This is a genomic window from Cupriavidus sp. FW306-01-F10A, from assembly GCF_058782785.1.
The window spans coordinates 48,562-62,156 of record NZ_JBYSYA010000022.1; the positions used below are offsets into that span (position 1 = coordinate 48,562).

Annotated in this window: 14 protein-coding genes; 13 read left to right on the top strand and 1 reads right to left on the bottom strand. The window is 63.8% G+C overall.

Annotated elements, in window-relative coordinates; all coding sequences use genetic code 11:
* Positions 1-15 precede the first annotated feature (15 nt).
* The 11 genes from AC3WLF_RS25095 to AC3WLF_RS25145 all read left to right on the top strand — a co-directional run bounded on the left by AC3WLF_RS25095 (position 16) and on the right by AC3WLF_RS25145 (position 9,446).
* Positions 16-315: a putative quinol monooxygenase gene (locus AC3WLF_RS25095; RefSeq protein WP_492351779.1), complete on the top strand. Its 300-nt coding sequence runs from the start codon at positions 16-18 to the stop codon at positions 313-315.
* Positions 316-405: 90 nt separating this feature from the next.
* Entirely contained in the window at positions 406-708 is a 303-nt protein-coding gene (locus AC3WLF_RS25100) for a putative quinol monooxygenase (protein WP_492351780.1), read from the top strand.
* Positions 709-854: 146 nt separating this feature from the next.
* On the top strand, positions 855-2,213 hold the full coding sequence (locus AC3WLF_RS25105; protein WP_492357047.1) for an MFS transporter: 1,359 nt from the start codon (positions 855-857) through the stop codon (positions 2,211-2,213).
* Positions 2,214-2,314: 101 nt separating this feature from the next.
* Positions 2,315-2,710 carry a nuclear transport factor 2 family protein gene (locus AC3WLF_RS25110; protein ID WP_492351782.1) on the top strand — a complete coding sequence of 132 codons (396 nt, stop codon included), beginning with the start codon at positions 2,315-2,317 and terminating at the stop codon, positions 2,708-2,710.
* Between the two features lie 12 nt (positions 2,711-2,722).
* Positions 2,723-3,679, top strand: a complete 957-nt coding sequence (locus AC3WLF_RS25115) for a fumarylacetoacetate hydrolase family protein (protein WP_492351783.1) — start codon at positions 2,723-2,725, stop codon at positions 3,677-3,679.
* Between the two features lie 72 nt (positions 3,680-3,751).
* Positions 3,752-4,150: a cupin domain-containing protein gene (locus tag AC3WLF_RS25120; RefSeq protein ID WP_436226092.1), complete on the top strand. Its 399-nt coding sequence runs from the start codon at positions 3,752-3,754 to the stop codon at positions 4,148-4,150.
* A gap of 58 nt (positions 4,151-4,208) precedes the next feature.
* Complete coding sequence (locus AC3WLF_RS25125; RefSeq protein ID WP_492358973.1) at positions 4,209-5,144, top strand: VOC family protein; 936 nt, start codon at positions 4,209-4,211, stop codon at positions 5,142-5,144.
* Between the two features lie 31 nt (positions 5,145-5,175).
* The gene (locus AC3WLF_RS25130) at positions 5,176-5,883 is read left to right on the top strand and encodes a fumarylacetoacetate hydrolase family protein (RefSeq protein ID WP_436226094.1); all 708 of its coding nucleotides are present in this window, start codon (positions 5,176-5,178) and stop codon (positions 5,881-5,883) included.
* Between the two features lie 84 nt (positions 5,884-5,967).
* On the top strand, positions 5,968-7,767 hold the full coding sequence (locus tag AC3WLF_RS25135; protein WP_492358974.1) for an amidohydrolase family protein: 1,800 nt from the start codon (positions 5,968-5,970) through the stop codon (positions 7,765-7,767).
* A gap of 225 nt (positions 7,768-7,992) precedes the next feature.
* Positions 7,993-8,418, top strand: coding sequence for a hypothetical protein (locus AC3WLF_RS25140; protein ID WP_492357043.1), 426 nt, complete (start codon positions 7,993-7,995; stop codon positions 8,416-8,418).
* Positions 8,419-8,528: 110 nt separating this feature from the next.
* On the top strand, positions 8,529-9,446 hold the full coding sequence (locus tag AC3WLF_RS25145; protein ID WP_492351787.1) for a porin: 918 nt from the start codon (positions 8,529-8,531) through the stop codon (positions 9,444-9,446).
* Positions 9,447-9,478: 32 nt separating this feature from the next.
* Here AC3WLF_RS25145 and AC3WLF_RS25150 read toward each other — a convergent pair whose 3' ends face one another.
* Positions 9,479-10,210 (bottom strand): GntR family transcriptional regulator, encoded by a 732-nt coding sequence (locus tag AC3WLF_RS25150; RefSeq protein ID WP_492351788.1) that lies wholly within the window; start codon positions 10,208-10,210, stop codon positions 9,479-9,481.
* Positions 10,211-10,507: 297 nt separating this feature from the next.
* On the opposite strand from AC3WLF_RS25150, the gene AC3WLF_RS25155 reads away from it, so the two are divergent.
* A complete protein-coding gene (locus AC3WLF_RS25155) occupies positions 10,508-10,810 on the top strand; it encodes a putative quinol monooxygenase (RefSeq protein ID WP_492351789.1) in 303 nt (100 codons plus the stop codon).
* A gap of 206 nt (positions 10,811-11,016) precedes the next feature.
* Positions 11,017-13,479: a SagB family peptide dehydrogenase gene (locus AC3WLF_RS25160; RefSeq protein ID WP_492358975.1), complete on the top strand. Its 2,463-nt coding sequence runs from the start codon at positions 11,017-11,019 to the stop codon at positions 13,477-13,479.
* Positions 13,480-13,595: the final 116 nt, after the last annotated feature.

A 13,595-nucleotide genomic window follows, 5' to 3' on the forward strand; every position in this document is an offset into this window, starting at 1 on the left:
GAAGGGGAAGAAGCGATGAGCGAAAGGAACGTGGTCCTGGCAGTGAGCTGCCGGATCCGGAGCGACAAGGTGAAGGAACTGATGGCGGAGTTGCTGGCGAATGCGGAAGCCTCCCGCGCGGAGCCGGGCTGCCTGCATTTCGACGTCAGCGTCGACAAGGACGATCCGACCAAGATCATGTACTACGAGGTCTACCGGGACCAGGCGGCGATCGATTCACACGCGCAGACCGCTCACCACAAGCGATGGGTGACCGAAGGCGCACCGCTTCTCGAAGTGCGGCAGCCGGTGCGGCTGTCACGCACGGCACCGTGACCGGGCGCGGCTGAGGCGGTTCGGCCGGCACGCGACAGGCCGCCCGCCCGGCGCAGCGAAGCAATACACAACAAGCAAGAGGGGAGACTGATGAGCGAGAGAAAGCAAGTGGTGGTGGTGGCCTGCCAGGCGCAGGCCGGCAAGCGGCAGCAACTGCTGGATGAGCTGGAGAAGAACCGCATGGCGGCACTGCAGACCGAAGCAGGTTGCCTGCAGTTCGATGTGACGACCGCCGAGGACGGCGACGAGCGCATTGTCGTCTACGAAGTCTACCGGGATCTGGCGGCGCTGCAGGCGCATCAGCAGACGCCGCATTTCAAGAGATTCCTGCAGGAAGGCATCCCGTTGTTCGCCGAGCACGACCTGGCGATCTACGAGCGCGTCGCGCCCTGAGGCGGAGGCTGTCCCGGGCTGGCATGCCGGTCTTTGGGTCTTGCCACGCGATTCACCGTCCCTTGCCGGCGTCCCGGCAAGGGCTGGCTCATCCAGAAAGAGAAGGGTTCACCATGATCAATTCTGATTCGACTATCAGGACAAGCTTGCCGGCGGAGATCGGCAAGGAAGAAGAGGACAAGGTATTTCGGCGCGTGACGCGAGGCATCCTGCCGCTGCTGTTCATTTGTTCGATGATTGCGCTGTTCGACCGTTTCATTGTCGGCTTCGCCAAGTTGCAGATCACCGAGGCCTTCGGCCTGTCAGCCGCGGCCTACGGTTTTGGGGCCGGGATCTTCTCGCTCGGCTACCTGCTGTTCGAAGTGCCGAGCAACGTCATCCTGGCGCGCGTGGGTGCGAAGAAATGGATTGCCAGGATCATGGTGAGCTGGGGCATCGTCACGGTCGGGACGATCCTGGTGCGCACGCCGGAGCAGTTCTATATGGCCCGGTTCCTGCTGGGCCTCATGGAGGCTGGCTTCTACCCCGGCATCGTCTATTACCTGTCCGGCTGGTTCCCGCGGGCGCGCTTTGGCCGGGTCATGGCATTGCTGCTGCTGGTGTTCCCGATCAGCAACCTGTTCATTGGCCCGTTGTCCGGCTGGATCCTGGAGTCGATGTCCGGCACGGCCGGGCTGGCCGGGTGGCAATGGCTGTTTGTGGTCATGGGCATCCCGGCGATCCTGATGGGCTTCGTGTTCTTCCTGCTGGTCGCGGACAAGCCCCAGGACGCAAAGTGGCTCAGCCCACATGAGAAGCGCGTCGTCCTCGACGCAATCGCAAGGGATCGTGCCTCCAGGCATGAGTCGGGCGGCTGGTTCCTGGCGTTCAAGGACTGGCGCGCGTGGGCACTCGGCGCAATCATGGCGGGCGGCTATCTCGGCCTGTACGGCATCGTCTTCTGGCTGCCCACGATGGTGCAGTCGGCCGGCGTCAGCGGCTTCCGCAACATCGGCCTGATCGCCTCCATTCCCTGGATTGGCACCGTGCTGGTGACGCTGCTGCTCGGCTACTCGTCCGACTATTTCCAGGAGCGTCGCGGACATTTCTGTTTCGCAGTCCTCCTGGGAGCGCTGGGCTTCGTGATCAGCGTCCAGGCAAGCACCAACATCTACGTCACCATAGCCGGTCTCAGCGTTGCCTGCGCCTTCCTGTTCGCGTGCTTTCCGCCCGCCTGGGCGCTGGCGTCCACGCTGCTGGTCGGGCAGAGCGCCGCGTGCGGGTTGGCCCTGGTCAACACGGTTGCGTCGTTCGGTTCCTTCATCGGGCCTTACCTGATGGGGATCGGCCAGGAGCGGACCGGAAGCCTGACGGCGCCGCTGATGGTGATGGCTGCCATCTGCTCGATCTCTGCGCTCGCCATCTGGCTGATTCCTGCCCATGCCCCCGGCCAGTCAGGCGCCGGCAGCCGCGCGTTGAAGGATCCGAAGACAGGCGGATCGGTGGCGGATTCCATGGCGCAATGACGCGATAACCGGCGGCCATGGTCCGCACATTAAATCTATTGATATAAGCAAAAAATAGCCATCGGATGTCAGCCTTCATCCGATGGCCTGGAAGAATCGATATGAAAGACGAAACCAAAAGCAAGATCACCTCGGTCCTCAATGCCGACGACCAGCGGCATGCCGCGATGATCGGCGGTGACATGGCAGGCCTGGACCGCCTGCTGGGCGGCGACCTGGTCTACATCCACGGCAGCGCGAGGCAGGACGACAAGCAGCAATACCTCGCCTCCATCGCGAGCGGGGCGGTGAAGTACCTCGACATCAAGCGCACGGCGGCAGCGGTCCAGGTGTACGGGGATACCGCGGTGGTTCATGGCCACATTGCGATCCAGGGCATGTCCAGTGGCGAGAAGCGGCTGATCGACAGCCTCTTCCAGAGCGTATGGGTGTTGGCTTCCTTCGGCTGGCAGATGGTTGGGTGGGCGTCCATACCGACTGGCAAGGCGCAGGCATAAGGAGACGGCAAGATGAAATTCGTGACTATCGACTGTGGGGAAAAGGGCCATCCCGGCCTGCTGATGAGCGACGGGAATATCCTCGACCTGATCTTGCTGCGCCGGCATCTTGGTGTGGCGAGGCTTATCCCTGCGGATGTGCGCGGCATTCTCGAAGGCGGCGCTCCCGCACTGGCGCTGGCCGATCAGTGCCGGCGTGCCGTCGAGGAAATGAGCGACCACGCGAGTGCCCAGCTCAGCGAAACTGGGGCACTGGTGTCGTTCCATGGCACGCCGCTGCTGGCCCCGATCCCGGAGCCGCGTTTGTTGTTGGCGGCGTCCGGCAACTACGGTCGCCATATGCGCGAGTATCCGGACGTGCCGCTGCCGGAAAATCCTACCGCCTTCATCAAGCCTGCCGACACATTGACGGGCCACGAGAAGCCAATCCTGATTCCGCCGCAGTTTCCGGACCAGGTCGACTTCGAAGGCGAGTTCGCCTTCGTGTTCGGACGGACCTGCCATAACGTCGACGAAGCGTCGGCGATGCAGTATGTCGCCGGCTACACCATCGTCAACGACGTGTCGGCGCGCAACTGGGTAGCCGAGGTGTTCTCCTCGACCGAGCGCTTCCAGTCCATCCGCGCATGGGACCGGAACATCCTCGGCAAGAACCTGCCCAGCTTTTCGCCATGCGGTCCAGTCCTGACTACCGCTGACGAGATCGCGGATCCCCACGACCTGGCGATCACCACGCGCGTGAACGGCAAGGTCATGCAGGACAGCGGCACCAGCGATCTCATCTGCCGGATTCCCAGGCTTATCTCGTATTTCTCGAAATGGTACCGGTTCCAGCCGGGCGACATTTTCAGCACCGGCACCCCGGAAGGCGTTGGCGCCGGCCGCACGCCGCCGGTCTATCTCAAGCGAGGGGACCGCATCGAAATCGAGATCGCCGGACTTGGCACGCTGGCCAATCCGGTGGCATAGCGCCGGGCGGGCTGCGGGTCCGGCACGGCAACCCGCACGGGCGCAAATCTTCTGGAAACTGGACAAGGAGACATGATGGAAGACGTGGAGAAACTGACGATCCTCAGAGGCGAGGATCTGAACTGGGAAAGCGATGGAAGGCGGGGCTTCTTCGAGTATTGCGATCTCGGCATGCGCAAGGCGACCAGCGGCCGCTACCTGGTGCACCTGATTCGTGCCACCGCGTCGATGGAGTCGCCCATCGGCGGTCACCGGCACATCGTAGACCTGCAGGTCGTCTACATGCTCAAGGGATGGATGAAGCTCTGGCACGAGGGCCACGGCGAAGTCACGCTCAAGGCCGGCGACTGCATGTACCAGCCTGGCGGCCTGACGCACGGCGCGCTGGACTGGTCGGCCGATTTCGAATGCCTCGAGGTCATTTCGCCGGGCAATTTCAGCACGCTCGAAGCCGAGACCGAGGCGGCTTAGCAACAATCGGCACAAGGCTCGGCCGCCCACGAGCGGCCAGCCAATACCTGGAGACATGATGAGCATCATCAAGGCAACCGGCGTTGCATACGGGCGGCTGCGCGCACCGGATCTGGACAGGATGGAGGCATTCCTGCTCGATTTCGGCATGGTGCGCGTCGCGCGCAACGAGAATACGTTGTACATGCGCGGCACCGGGCCCGCGCAATACATCCATGTGACGGAAAAGGGCAGCCCTGCCTTCCTGGGCATGGCCTACCGCGCGGGCAGCGAGGCAGACCTGGAGAAGCTGACGCGGGTGCCTGGCGCCTCCGCGGTGGAGCCGATCGACGCGCCCGGTGGCGGCAAGCGCGTGCGCCTGCGCGACCCCGACGGCTACCTGATCGAAGTCGTCCACGGCATCGCGCCGCTGCCTGAGCTTCCGATTACGCATCGCCATCCGGAGCAAGGCCGGACGGTCGGCGTACTGGACCGGATCCACATGGGGCCCGCCCGGGTCAGGAGCTTCGGCCATGCCGTCATCTTCACCCCCCGGTTGCAGGAGACGCTGGAATGGTACTGGCATGTGCTGGGCCTGCTGCCGTCAGAGGAGGTGTACGAGGGCAGCCCGGACAACGTGCTGGGGTCGTTCAACCGCTGCGACTGCGGCGACGAGTTCGTCGACCACCACGTGGCGATGTTCTTCAGCAATGCCACCGCGGGCCTGAACCATCTCGCCTTCGAGGTGGTTGACCTCGACGACGTCTTCACCGGCCACGAGCACCTGCAAGCGAAGGGAAGGTACGAGCCGCTTTATGGCGTTGGACGCCACCTGCTCGGAAACCAGGTGTTCGACTACTGGGGCGGCCCCTGGGGGATGGTTCACGAACACTACGCGCATGGCGACCTGCTGAACGCAAGCTCGGGACGCAAGCGCGTTGACATCGCCCAGGGCTTTGTCTCGCCGTGGGGCGGGGAGCCTTCCGAGGCACTGCTGAATCGCGTCGTCCCCTGAGCCGCCGCTTAACACCACTATCAAGCCGAACATGAACACCTCACTTGAATTCGACCCGCAAAGCCTGGTGCTGCCGCGTGTGCCCATTCGTGGCAGCGCCCAGCCTTACCATGTGCGCCGCATCTTCTGCGTCGCGCTGAACTATGCCGACCATGCCAGGGAGATGGGCAGGGAAGTCTCGCCTGAGCCGCCCTTCTATTTCACCAAGAGTCCCTTCGCCATCACGCACACGGACTCGGTCGTTCCGTATCCGCCGGCCACTGCCAACTATCACCACGAGATCGAACTGGTTGCCGCGATCGGAAAGCCTGCGTTCAGGGTGTCGCCCGCCGAGGCCTGGGACTGCGTGTTCGGATACGCATGCGGGCTCGACATGACGCGGCGCGACCTGCAGCTCGCCGCGCGCGACAAGGGCCGGCCGTGGGAGGTGGGCAAGGATTTCGAGGAGTCCGCGATCGTCTCGGAGATCGTGCCGGTTTCGGAAATCGGTCACCCGCAAAGCGGCAGGATCGCGGTCTCGGTGAATGGCGAGACGAAGCAGGACAGCGATATCTCGATGTTTATCTGGAACGTGGCGGAGCTGGTATCCGATCTCTCCAAATACTATCGCCTCGGGCCGGGCGACCTGATCTATACGGGAACGCCCCACGGCGTCGGGCCGGTGCGTGCCGGCGACAGCCTGCACGGCGTGGTCGCAGGCGTCGCCAGCATTGACCTGCGCATTGGGCCTGCAGCCTAGCCAGGCGTCAGTCGCATGCAGGCATGGCGCCAGGTCCAGGCGCCAGCCACAGGGAAATATTTCCTTCATATCTGGAGTCGGAGCATGAATGAGCAAGGCGAATCCGGGCGAGTCGGTAAATGGCCGCCGGCGGATGCAGCAGGGCAGGAGAATCGAGCCGACAACGCGGTCAGCGAGGCATCGGCTCGCAGCGCATACAGCCAGGCGTATCGGAGCCCGGAAGTCGGCGGGAACCGCGGCGTGCGCCTGCTGCTGAAAGGCGGCACGGTCCTCACGCTTGACGAGAAGGTAGGAGACTTCGAACAGGCGGATGTCCTGGTCGAGGGCAAGAAGATCGTGGCCATTGCCCCGCATCTGGAAGCGACCGACGCGCAGGTCATCGATTGCAGCGGAACCATCGTGATGCCCGGCTTCATCAGCACGCACCAGCATCAGTACCAGACGCTGATGCGCAGTGCGTTGTCCGATGGCATCCATATCCGCGCCATACCGGCCAATAGCCAGCAGCCGGTCGCCAAATGGCCGGGCGAGTTCTATACCACCACCATCCAGGAGGTCTGGACGCCGGGATTCATGCCGAATCCGCCCGTTCCGGGCCAGCCGCCCATCTGGGATCTCGGGCGCCCGCCCATGGACCCGGAGGACTGCTACATCGCCGAGCTGGTGTCGTCCCTCAGCCAGATCACCCAGGGCGTCACCACGATCACGGATACCTCGCAGTCATCGCACACGCCGGACCATACCGACGCAATGATCCAGGCGCTCTTCGATTCGGGCCAACGCGCGGTCTACGCTTACGGATGGGGCAATGACCGCTCGGCGCAGTTCCCGGAGCAGTCCTATGAATACCCCGGCCGCAGCGGCGATACGTCATTCGGGCTGGGCCGGCTGGCCAAGACGTACTTCAACTCGAAGGACCAGCTGGTGACGCTGGGCGCGATGCTGGACTGGCACCCGGTGGTCGATCCGCGCACGCGCGAGAAGCAGAACTACACGGGCTGGCAACTCGCGCGGGAGTTCGGCGCCTGGATCAACAACCACGCGGCGCACGGCGCAGTCGTCGAGGGCATTGCGCAGGATCCGCGCAACGGCGCCGACTGGTCCGATGTCACGCTGGTTCACTGCACGCTGTGGCAGGACGAGCCGGTCGCCCAGATCGGCGTGGATAACGTCAGGTCGCGCGCCTGGCAATTGGTTGCCGACCGGGGCGCGCACGTTTCGATCTCGCCGCTGGTGGAAATGCAGATGCGCCACGGCATGCCGCCGTTCCAGCTTGCGCTGAACTACGGCATCCTGCCCAGCCTGAGCCCGGACACGGAAACCAACATGACGACCAACCCGTTCTCGATGATGCGTTCCGCATTCACGCTGCAACGGGCATTGGCGAACGAGCTGGTGTTCCCGCTGAGCGACCCGCAGGGGCTGAAGGCGCCGCAGCTGGTGACCAGCCGGCAAGTGATCGAGATGATGACCATTGCCGGCGCCGCGGGCTCAGGACTGCTTCACAAGGTCGGCACGCTGACACCGGGAAAAGAGGCCGACATCGTCGTGCTCGACGCCAATACGCTCAACACCGCGCCCATGAACAACGTTCCCGGCACCGTGGTCACGCTGATGGAGTCGCGCAACGTGCGCGACGTGGTCATTGCCGGAAAGATCGTGTACCGCGATAGGAAACTGGTCGGCTGGGACGTGCAGAAGCTGCTCAGGGACGTGACCCGGGCGAGGGATCGCGTGCTGGCGCGCATCAACGGCCCGGCGCTGGTCGGCACCCTGCCGGCGGGCCTGAACAGCCATGCCGAACCGTATCGGCCCAATTTCCTGGGATCGACTTCCTATATCGGGCAGAACGCCACCGCGCCGGCTTACGTGCTCAGGCCGTAGGTTGGGCGCCTGACGGCATCAGCGGCGCAGGCAGGGCCTGCGCCGTCAGCCTCTGTCTGCGGGAATTCCTGTTCCCCATTTGCCCCGTGGATTCATCCCGGGGATTCCTCACCCCTCTGGGAATCGCTGATGAAAAAGGAAATAGACCGATTGAGTGCGCTCGGCGGTTTTCTGGCAAGTGCCGGTGCCGCGCTTGCATTGGCCGGTTGCGCCGCTGCGCCGACCATGGTTGAACTGCAGGAGGTGCGCGGCATTTCCGCGCAGACGCTGCAGGCCAGGATAGGAGAACCCACCGACAAGGTTCGGCTGCATGACGGGCGCAGCCGCTGGCTGTACTCGGGCCAGCCGCTCGGACTCTTCGTCTATGCCGCGGATTTCGATACGGATGGCGCTCTGGTCGACTATCGCCAGATGCTGACGATGGAGGGGCTGCAGCAGGCCAGGCCGGGCGCGTGGGCCAAGCAGGATGTGGTGGCGCGTTTCGGCAAGCCCCGCTTGCCGATCCAGTACTACGCGCTGCAGAAGCGTGAAATCTGGTCCTACCGCTTCCAGTATGTGACGCAGATCGCGGTATTTCATTTCCAGTTCGACGCCGGCGGTGTTCTGCGCGGCACGCAGATGTCCATCAATTCCTTTGAAGACATGATGTGAGGGACCACCCGGCGGTGTAGCGAGGAGGCTGTCCCGCCCAATAGATTTATAAATATTCTTAATAAATATGCCTGAAGTGCCAAAGGCAACAGATGGGGGAGCGTGGTCCGATGAAATTGTTAGTCTCTTTCCTGCTTTTCGTCCTCTGCAGTACCGCGTGGGGACAATCGCTGACGTTGTATGGCGTGATCGATATTGCGATCGCAAAGAACCCGGGCAAGGGCGCCTGGGCAATGCAGAACGGATCGGGCAACCGCTTTGGTCTGCGGGGCACCGAGGACCTGGGGGGCGGCATGCAGGCCTTCTTCAATGTGGAGAACCGCTTTGCCGGGGACACGGGTGCCATGCGGGATCCGACCCGGCTGTTCAATGACCGCTCGATGGTGGGCATTCTCGGCCGGTTCGGGCGGTTCTGGGTCGGGCGGGAATACACGCCAGCGAGCTGGAACGTGCAGATTCCCGCGGACCCGCTCTACAACAGCACGTTGATGTCGATGTTCCTGATCAGCACCGGCGGCATCGGTAGAGTATACAACGACAAATCCGTTAACTATCAGTTTGATGTCGACGGCTTGACGTTCTCTGGCCAGGTCGCGGAGGCCGAGGGCAACAAGGTGCCGCATCGTCCGGTTTCCTTCTCCGTTTCCTACCGGGCCGGTTCCGTCCTCGCAGCCTATGGATACGACCGGCCTGGCGGCGACAGGGCCATCTGGCACATGGTCACCGGCGTCTATGAAACGCAGGCATTTACGCTGCGCGCCTCGATGGGCGGCGGCATGACCGATACGGGGAACCGGCGCGTGTCCCTGATCCTGGGCGCCACGATTCCGATCCGGAACAGCCAGATCCACATTTCCCACGGCAAGCTCAGGGATACCACTTCTGATCGGACGCTGATGGAAAAGACCGGTATCGCCTACTACTACTCGCTATCGAAGCGCACCTCGCTGTATGCCGACATCGTGCACGACAGCAATGCCAGGCCGAAACACTTCGGCGGCGAGATCGGCATCAAGCACAGATTCTGAGAGCGGGCGCGCCGGCCGCGCATGCGCGGCCGCTATGACATGTCGATCGAGATATCGAAGGAGAACTTGCCCGCGGGACAATAGATCCGCCCGACATCGACCACGCGCTCCGTATGATCGAAGACCGTCGCCACCAGATTCAGGATTGCACTTTTCGGCGGCACCCGGAGGTGGCTCGCAATATCGGCGGAGGCTTCCATTGCGCTGGCGCTGTAGTCGATGCGCATGACATTGACATTGAACTTGTCCCGCAGGATCCGCGGAATCGGCATCTTCTGCATATCCGCCTCGGTGATGTTCTCACCGAACTCGGGAAGCATGTAATTGACCGCGTAGTTGATCGGGCCGTTCTTGTCATGGCGCAGGCGGCGCATATAGGTCAGGTGCGTCGCGTCGCGGAAGGTCGCTTTCAGGTCCTCGGGGGTGACGACCAGAAGCTTCTCAAGCAGGTCGAGTTCCGCAGCCGAGTCGTGATTGAACACTGTCGCCAGTGTTCCCAGGACCTTCATCTCCTTCCTTGGCTGCGCTTCGAGTGGATTGATGACGGTGCCACGGCGGCGAGTCCGCGTGATCAGGCCCTCGCTCTCCAGTACCGTCAATGCCTGCCGGACGGTGATCAGGCTGACGCCATGCTCTTCTGCAAGTTGGCTCTCGGGCGGGAGGCGGAGTTCGCTGGAACGCAGCCGGCTGTAGATCTCCGCGCGGATCGACTCACAAGCCTGGTACCAGAGCGGAAGCTTGCGGCTGAAATGACTGGTTTCCATGGGTAGGATATTCCTGCCGGCGGCGAACGGCTGTTGCATTGAACATAATGAAAATATTATACAACATAACGATCACTGGCGCGCACAGGAGACTAGATCGCCTCTCCTTGTTGGTTCGTGCGCTGCAACGATAGTCGATTGCCGCGAAGTTGGCTTGCTGTGCTGGTCTATATAAGTATAATGATAATAGCATTAGGATCGTAGCACTGTGTGCGGTCCGGGATGCTGCCATGACCCACAACAAACGCCGTTCGAGCCGAAGTGCGGATCAGCGGCGGTGACTAAGGAGAGAGATTCATGAGTGAAGGAAACGTCGTATTGGTGGTCAATTGCCGCATCAAGCCGGGCAAGGTGGAGGAACTGATGGCAGCGCTGAACGCGAATGCCGAAGCGGCAAGAACGACCGAGCCGGGTTGCCTGCAGTTCGACGTGCTGGTCGACCCGGAAGATCCCACCCGAATCATGTACTACGAAGTCTATCGGGACCAGGCCGCCATCGAAGCGCATGCGCAGACAGCGCATCACAAGACGTGGTACACCGTGGGGCCGCCGATGCTCGAGGTGCGGGAGCGTTCGGATTTCATCCGCGTAGCGCCGTAATATAAAGTCCCGCTGTCGCAAGCTGCGTCCGGACGACCGCTCGGGCTCCGGGCGGGCTTGCCTGCCACATTGTCGGCGCGGAGATCTGTCGGATGAGACCAATGGCCAGTTCAGGGACACAGGGCGCTAGCGCCGGTAGTCGGAGCGTATCGAAAAACCAGGACATCCGCGCGTGGTATCCGGCCGCGTGCGAGCGGGCGCAGCAAATGCTGCAGGCGCAGAACTGGGATCATGCCCGGCAATTGTTCGAGGCCATCGAAGCCCGGCTGCCGCAGGCGCGCGCTTTCGAGCGCGCTGTCGTCCTCGAGCGGATTGGACAGTGCCTGCTTGGGGCGTCACGCTTCGACGCGGCGATGTCGCAGCTGCACGCCGCGCTCACGCTGGCGCAACGGCTCGCACCCGCGCGGGCCGTTGGCCGGCTTGTCTACATGCTGCATGCCGCGCTAGGGGACGGGTTCCGCGCCTCGGGCGACATTGAGCAGGCAAGACAGTCCTATGAAGCCGCGCTGGCCGCCGCGAGGAACGCGGGCGATGCGGGATTTGTGGCCCAGGCCTGGCATCGGCTTGGCAAGTTCGACGCATCGCTGCAGCGTGACGCCGATGCGAGCCTGTCTTATGCGCAGGCGGCAAGCGCGTTCCGTGCGCTGGGCGATTGCGCGCGGGCAGCGCAGGTCCTCGGCGAGAAGGGCGCATGTCTCGCGCGCGCCGCCAGGCCAGCCGAGGCGATCGCATGCTATCGAGAGGCACTCGAGCTCGATGTGCGCGCCGTCCCGTCGCGGCGCCGGCTTCAGCACACATGTGCGCTGGCACGGCTCCTGGTCGGGTCGGCACCGGCGGCGGATATCCGCCGCCTGGTGCAGCATGCCCTGGACGCTGCCGTTGCACTTGATCCGGATGCGCCCGAGATCTGGCATGCCTTTGGTGTCCTGGCAGACGTGGCTGGCATGCAGGCCGACGCCGCGAGCGACGCTGCGACGGCATCCGCGCCGCGGGCGGAGTATCTGCTCTTCCACGGACTGCACCTGCGTGTTCCACAACTGTTCGCCACGCTGGCCTCGCTGGGCCAGGGAGAGTCCTTCGGCGCCGCCGTCGTGCTCGGCCGGCTCGGGCACTCACTGCGGCTGGCGCATCGGCTCGAGCAGTCGGTCCGTTTCCTTGAGCAGGCCCTTGGGACGCTTGCACAGGCGCCGGAGGGCGCCAGCCGCACGGGGCTGGCGGCCATGCTGCAACGCGACCTGGGCGACGCGCTGCTGGCGCTCGATCGGCCGGCGCCGGCCTGCCAAGCTTACGAGGCCGGTCTGGCCGCCTGCAAGGCAACGCGGGACCTAGCCGGTCAGACGGTGTTGCGTGACCGGCTCGACGACGCGACACGGCGCGCCGGCGCGACAGCAGCGACAGCAGCGACAGCAGCCACAGCAGCCACAGCAGCCACAGCAGAGGCCGCCGTGCCGGCGCCTGGCCCAATGCCTGAATCCGCCGGCTTCAGGTTGACCATGTTTGATGAGACGGCGGTCTCGTATGTCTTCGATTCTGGCCTGCTGATAGACGGGGTGCCTGAAAGGCGGCAGACCACCTGGACGCCAGCCGGCGGAGCAAACGTCGGCGCCCTATGCCCGACGCTTGTTCCCTTTGCACGCAGCTGGGCCGACGCAGACAGCACCACGCGCTTCGCCCTGCGTTGCGAGGAGCCGGCATTTGAGCCACAGCCGGGCTGCGTGTTGATGCGCGCCACACGGCGCGAAGTCGCCGTGGCTGGTGCGGCCGCGGTGCTGGCTGGCCTGTTACGCGCCATGGACGGCGGGCACACTGTCGCACAGCTGCTGGACCGGCTATCCCCTCCCGACCGCGGCGTCGGGGATGCCCTGCTGCGCGCGCTGGCCGACGCCGGCGTGATCGACCTCTCGGGCAGGGCCGCCGGCCGGCTGTTGCATACCCTCACAAAAAAGGGTGTGCTTGCCGGCGGCGGCCTGGACCGCGATGCCGTCCTGCATCTGGCAACTGACGGTGGGCATCGCGCTTATCCTGGCGCGCCAAGAACGACGCTCGGGCGATCCGTCCCCGCAGAGCTCGAGGCCTTCCATGCCATCACGCGGGCCCGGCGTTCGCAGCGCGCCTATACCGGCCTGCCGGTTTCCCGCCAGCCGTTCGACGCGCTGCTCCAGATCGCTTGTGGCGCGACCGGCATCCTGAGCGGAGCCTCGCGCGACGCCACGCTACGCGCCTATCCGTCAAGCGGAGGGCTCTACGCGGTCGAAATCTACCCGGTCATACTCAATGTGGAAGGGCTCCCCCCAGCCATCTATCACCTCTGCCCGGATGAGGGGGAACTGGAATGCGTGCGGCCGCTGCCCCGCGAGCGCCTGATCGAAGCCATGTTGCCGGCGGAACGGGAAATGATCTCGGGCTGTGCCGCGCTGATCTGCCTGACCGGGTACTTTCCCCGGCACGAGTACAAGTATGGCGAGGGGGGCTATCGCATGCTGGTGGCTGAGTCCGGCCATCTGTCGCAGAACCTGATTCTTGCCGCCACCGCGCTGGGGCTGAGCGCGCGCCCGTTCGGCGGCGTCTTCGACACGCTTCTGAACGACGTCCTCGGGCTTGATCCATCGCAGGAGCAGTTCCTGCTGGCGGTGGCGCTGGGCCACGCCGTGCCGCAGCCGTCGTCCTGATCCGCATCTCGCAAAACTGCAACCCCACTTAAGTCGGGTGTTTACGTCGCGATAATCAGGGCCCGTTTTTCCCCGCTTGTTATAGATTGTTAAGACATATAAGAGCGCGGGTTTCG

Bases quoted from the DNA above. Each gene is read 5' to 3' on its own strand.
- AC3WLF_RS25110 (WP_492351782.1), top strand. From the start codon at position 2,315: ATGAAAGACGAAACCAAAAGCAAGATCACCTCGGTCCTCAATGCCGAC.
- AC3WLF_RS25140 (WP_492357043.1), top strand. From the start codon at position 7,993: ATGGTTGAACTGCAGGAGGTGCGCGGCATTTCCGCGCAGACGCTGCAG.
- AC3WLF_RS25145 (WP_492351787.1), top strand. From the start codon at position 8,529: ATGAAATTGTTAGTCTCTTTCCTGCTTTTCGTCCTCTGCAGTACCGCG.
- AC3WLF_RS25155 (WP_492351789.1), top strand. From the start codon at position 10,508: ATGAGTGAAGGAAACGTCGTATTGGTGGTCAATTGCCGCATCAAGCCG.
- AC3WLF_RS25130 (WP_436226094.1), top strand. From the start codon at position 5,176: ATGAACACCTCACTTGAATTCGACCCGCAAAGCCTGGTGCTGCCGCGT.
- AC3WLF_RS25150 (WP_492351788.1), bottom strand. From the start codon at position 10,210: ATGGAAACCAGTCATTTCAGCCGCAAGCTTCCGCTCTGGTACCAGGCT.
- AC3WLF_RS25115 (WP_492351783.1), top strand. From the start codon at position 2,723: ATGAAATTCGTGACTATCGACTGTGGGGAAAAGGGCCATCCCGGCCTG.
- AC3WLF_RS25160 (WP_492358975.1), top strand. From the start codon at position 11,017: ATGCTGCAGGCGCAGAACTGGGATCATGCCCGGCAATTGTTCGAGGCC.
- AC3WLF_RS25120 (WP_436226092.1), top strand. From the start codon at position 3,752: ATGATGGAAGACGTGGAGAAACTGACGATCCTCAGAGGCGAGGATCTG.
- AC3WLF_RS25100 (WP_492351780.1), top strand. From the start codon at position 406: ATGAGCGAGAGAAAGCAAGTGGTGGTGGTGGCCTGCCAGGCGCAGGCC.
- AC3WLF_RS25095 (WP_492351779.1), top strand. From the start codon at position 16: ATGAGCGAAAGGAACGTGGTCCTGGCAGTGAGCTGCCGGATCCGGAGC.
- AC3WLF_RS25135 (WP_492358974.1), top strand. From the start codon at position 5,968: ATGAATGAGCAAGGCGAATCCGGGCGAGTCGGTAAATGGCCGCCGGCG.
- AC3WLF_RS25125 (WP_492358973.1), top strand. From the start codon at position 4,209: ATGAGCATCATCAAGGCAACCGGCGTTGCATACGGGCGGCTGCGCGCA.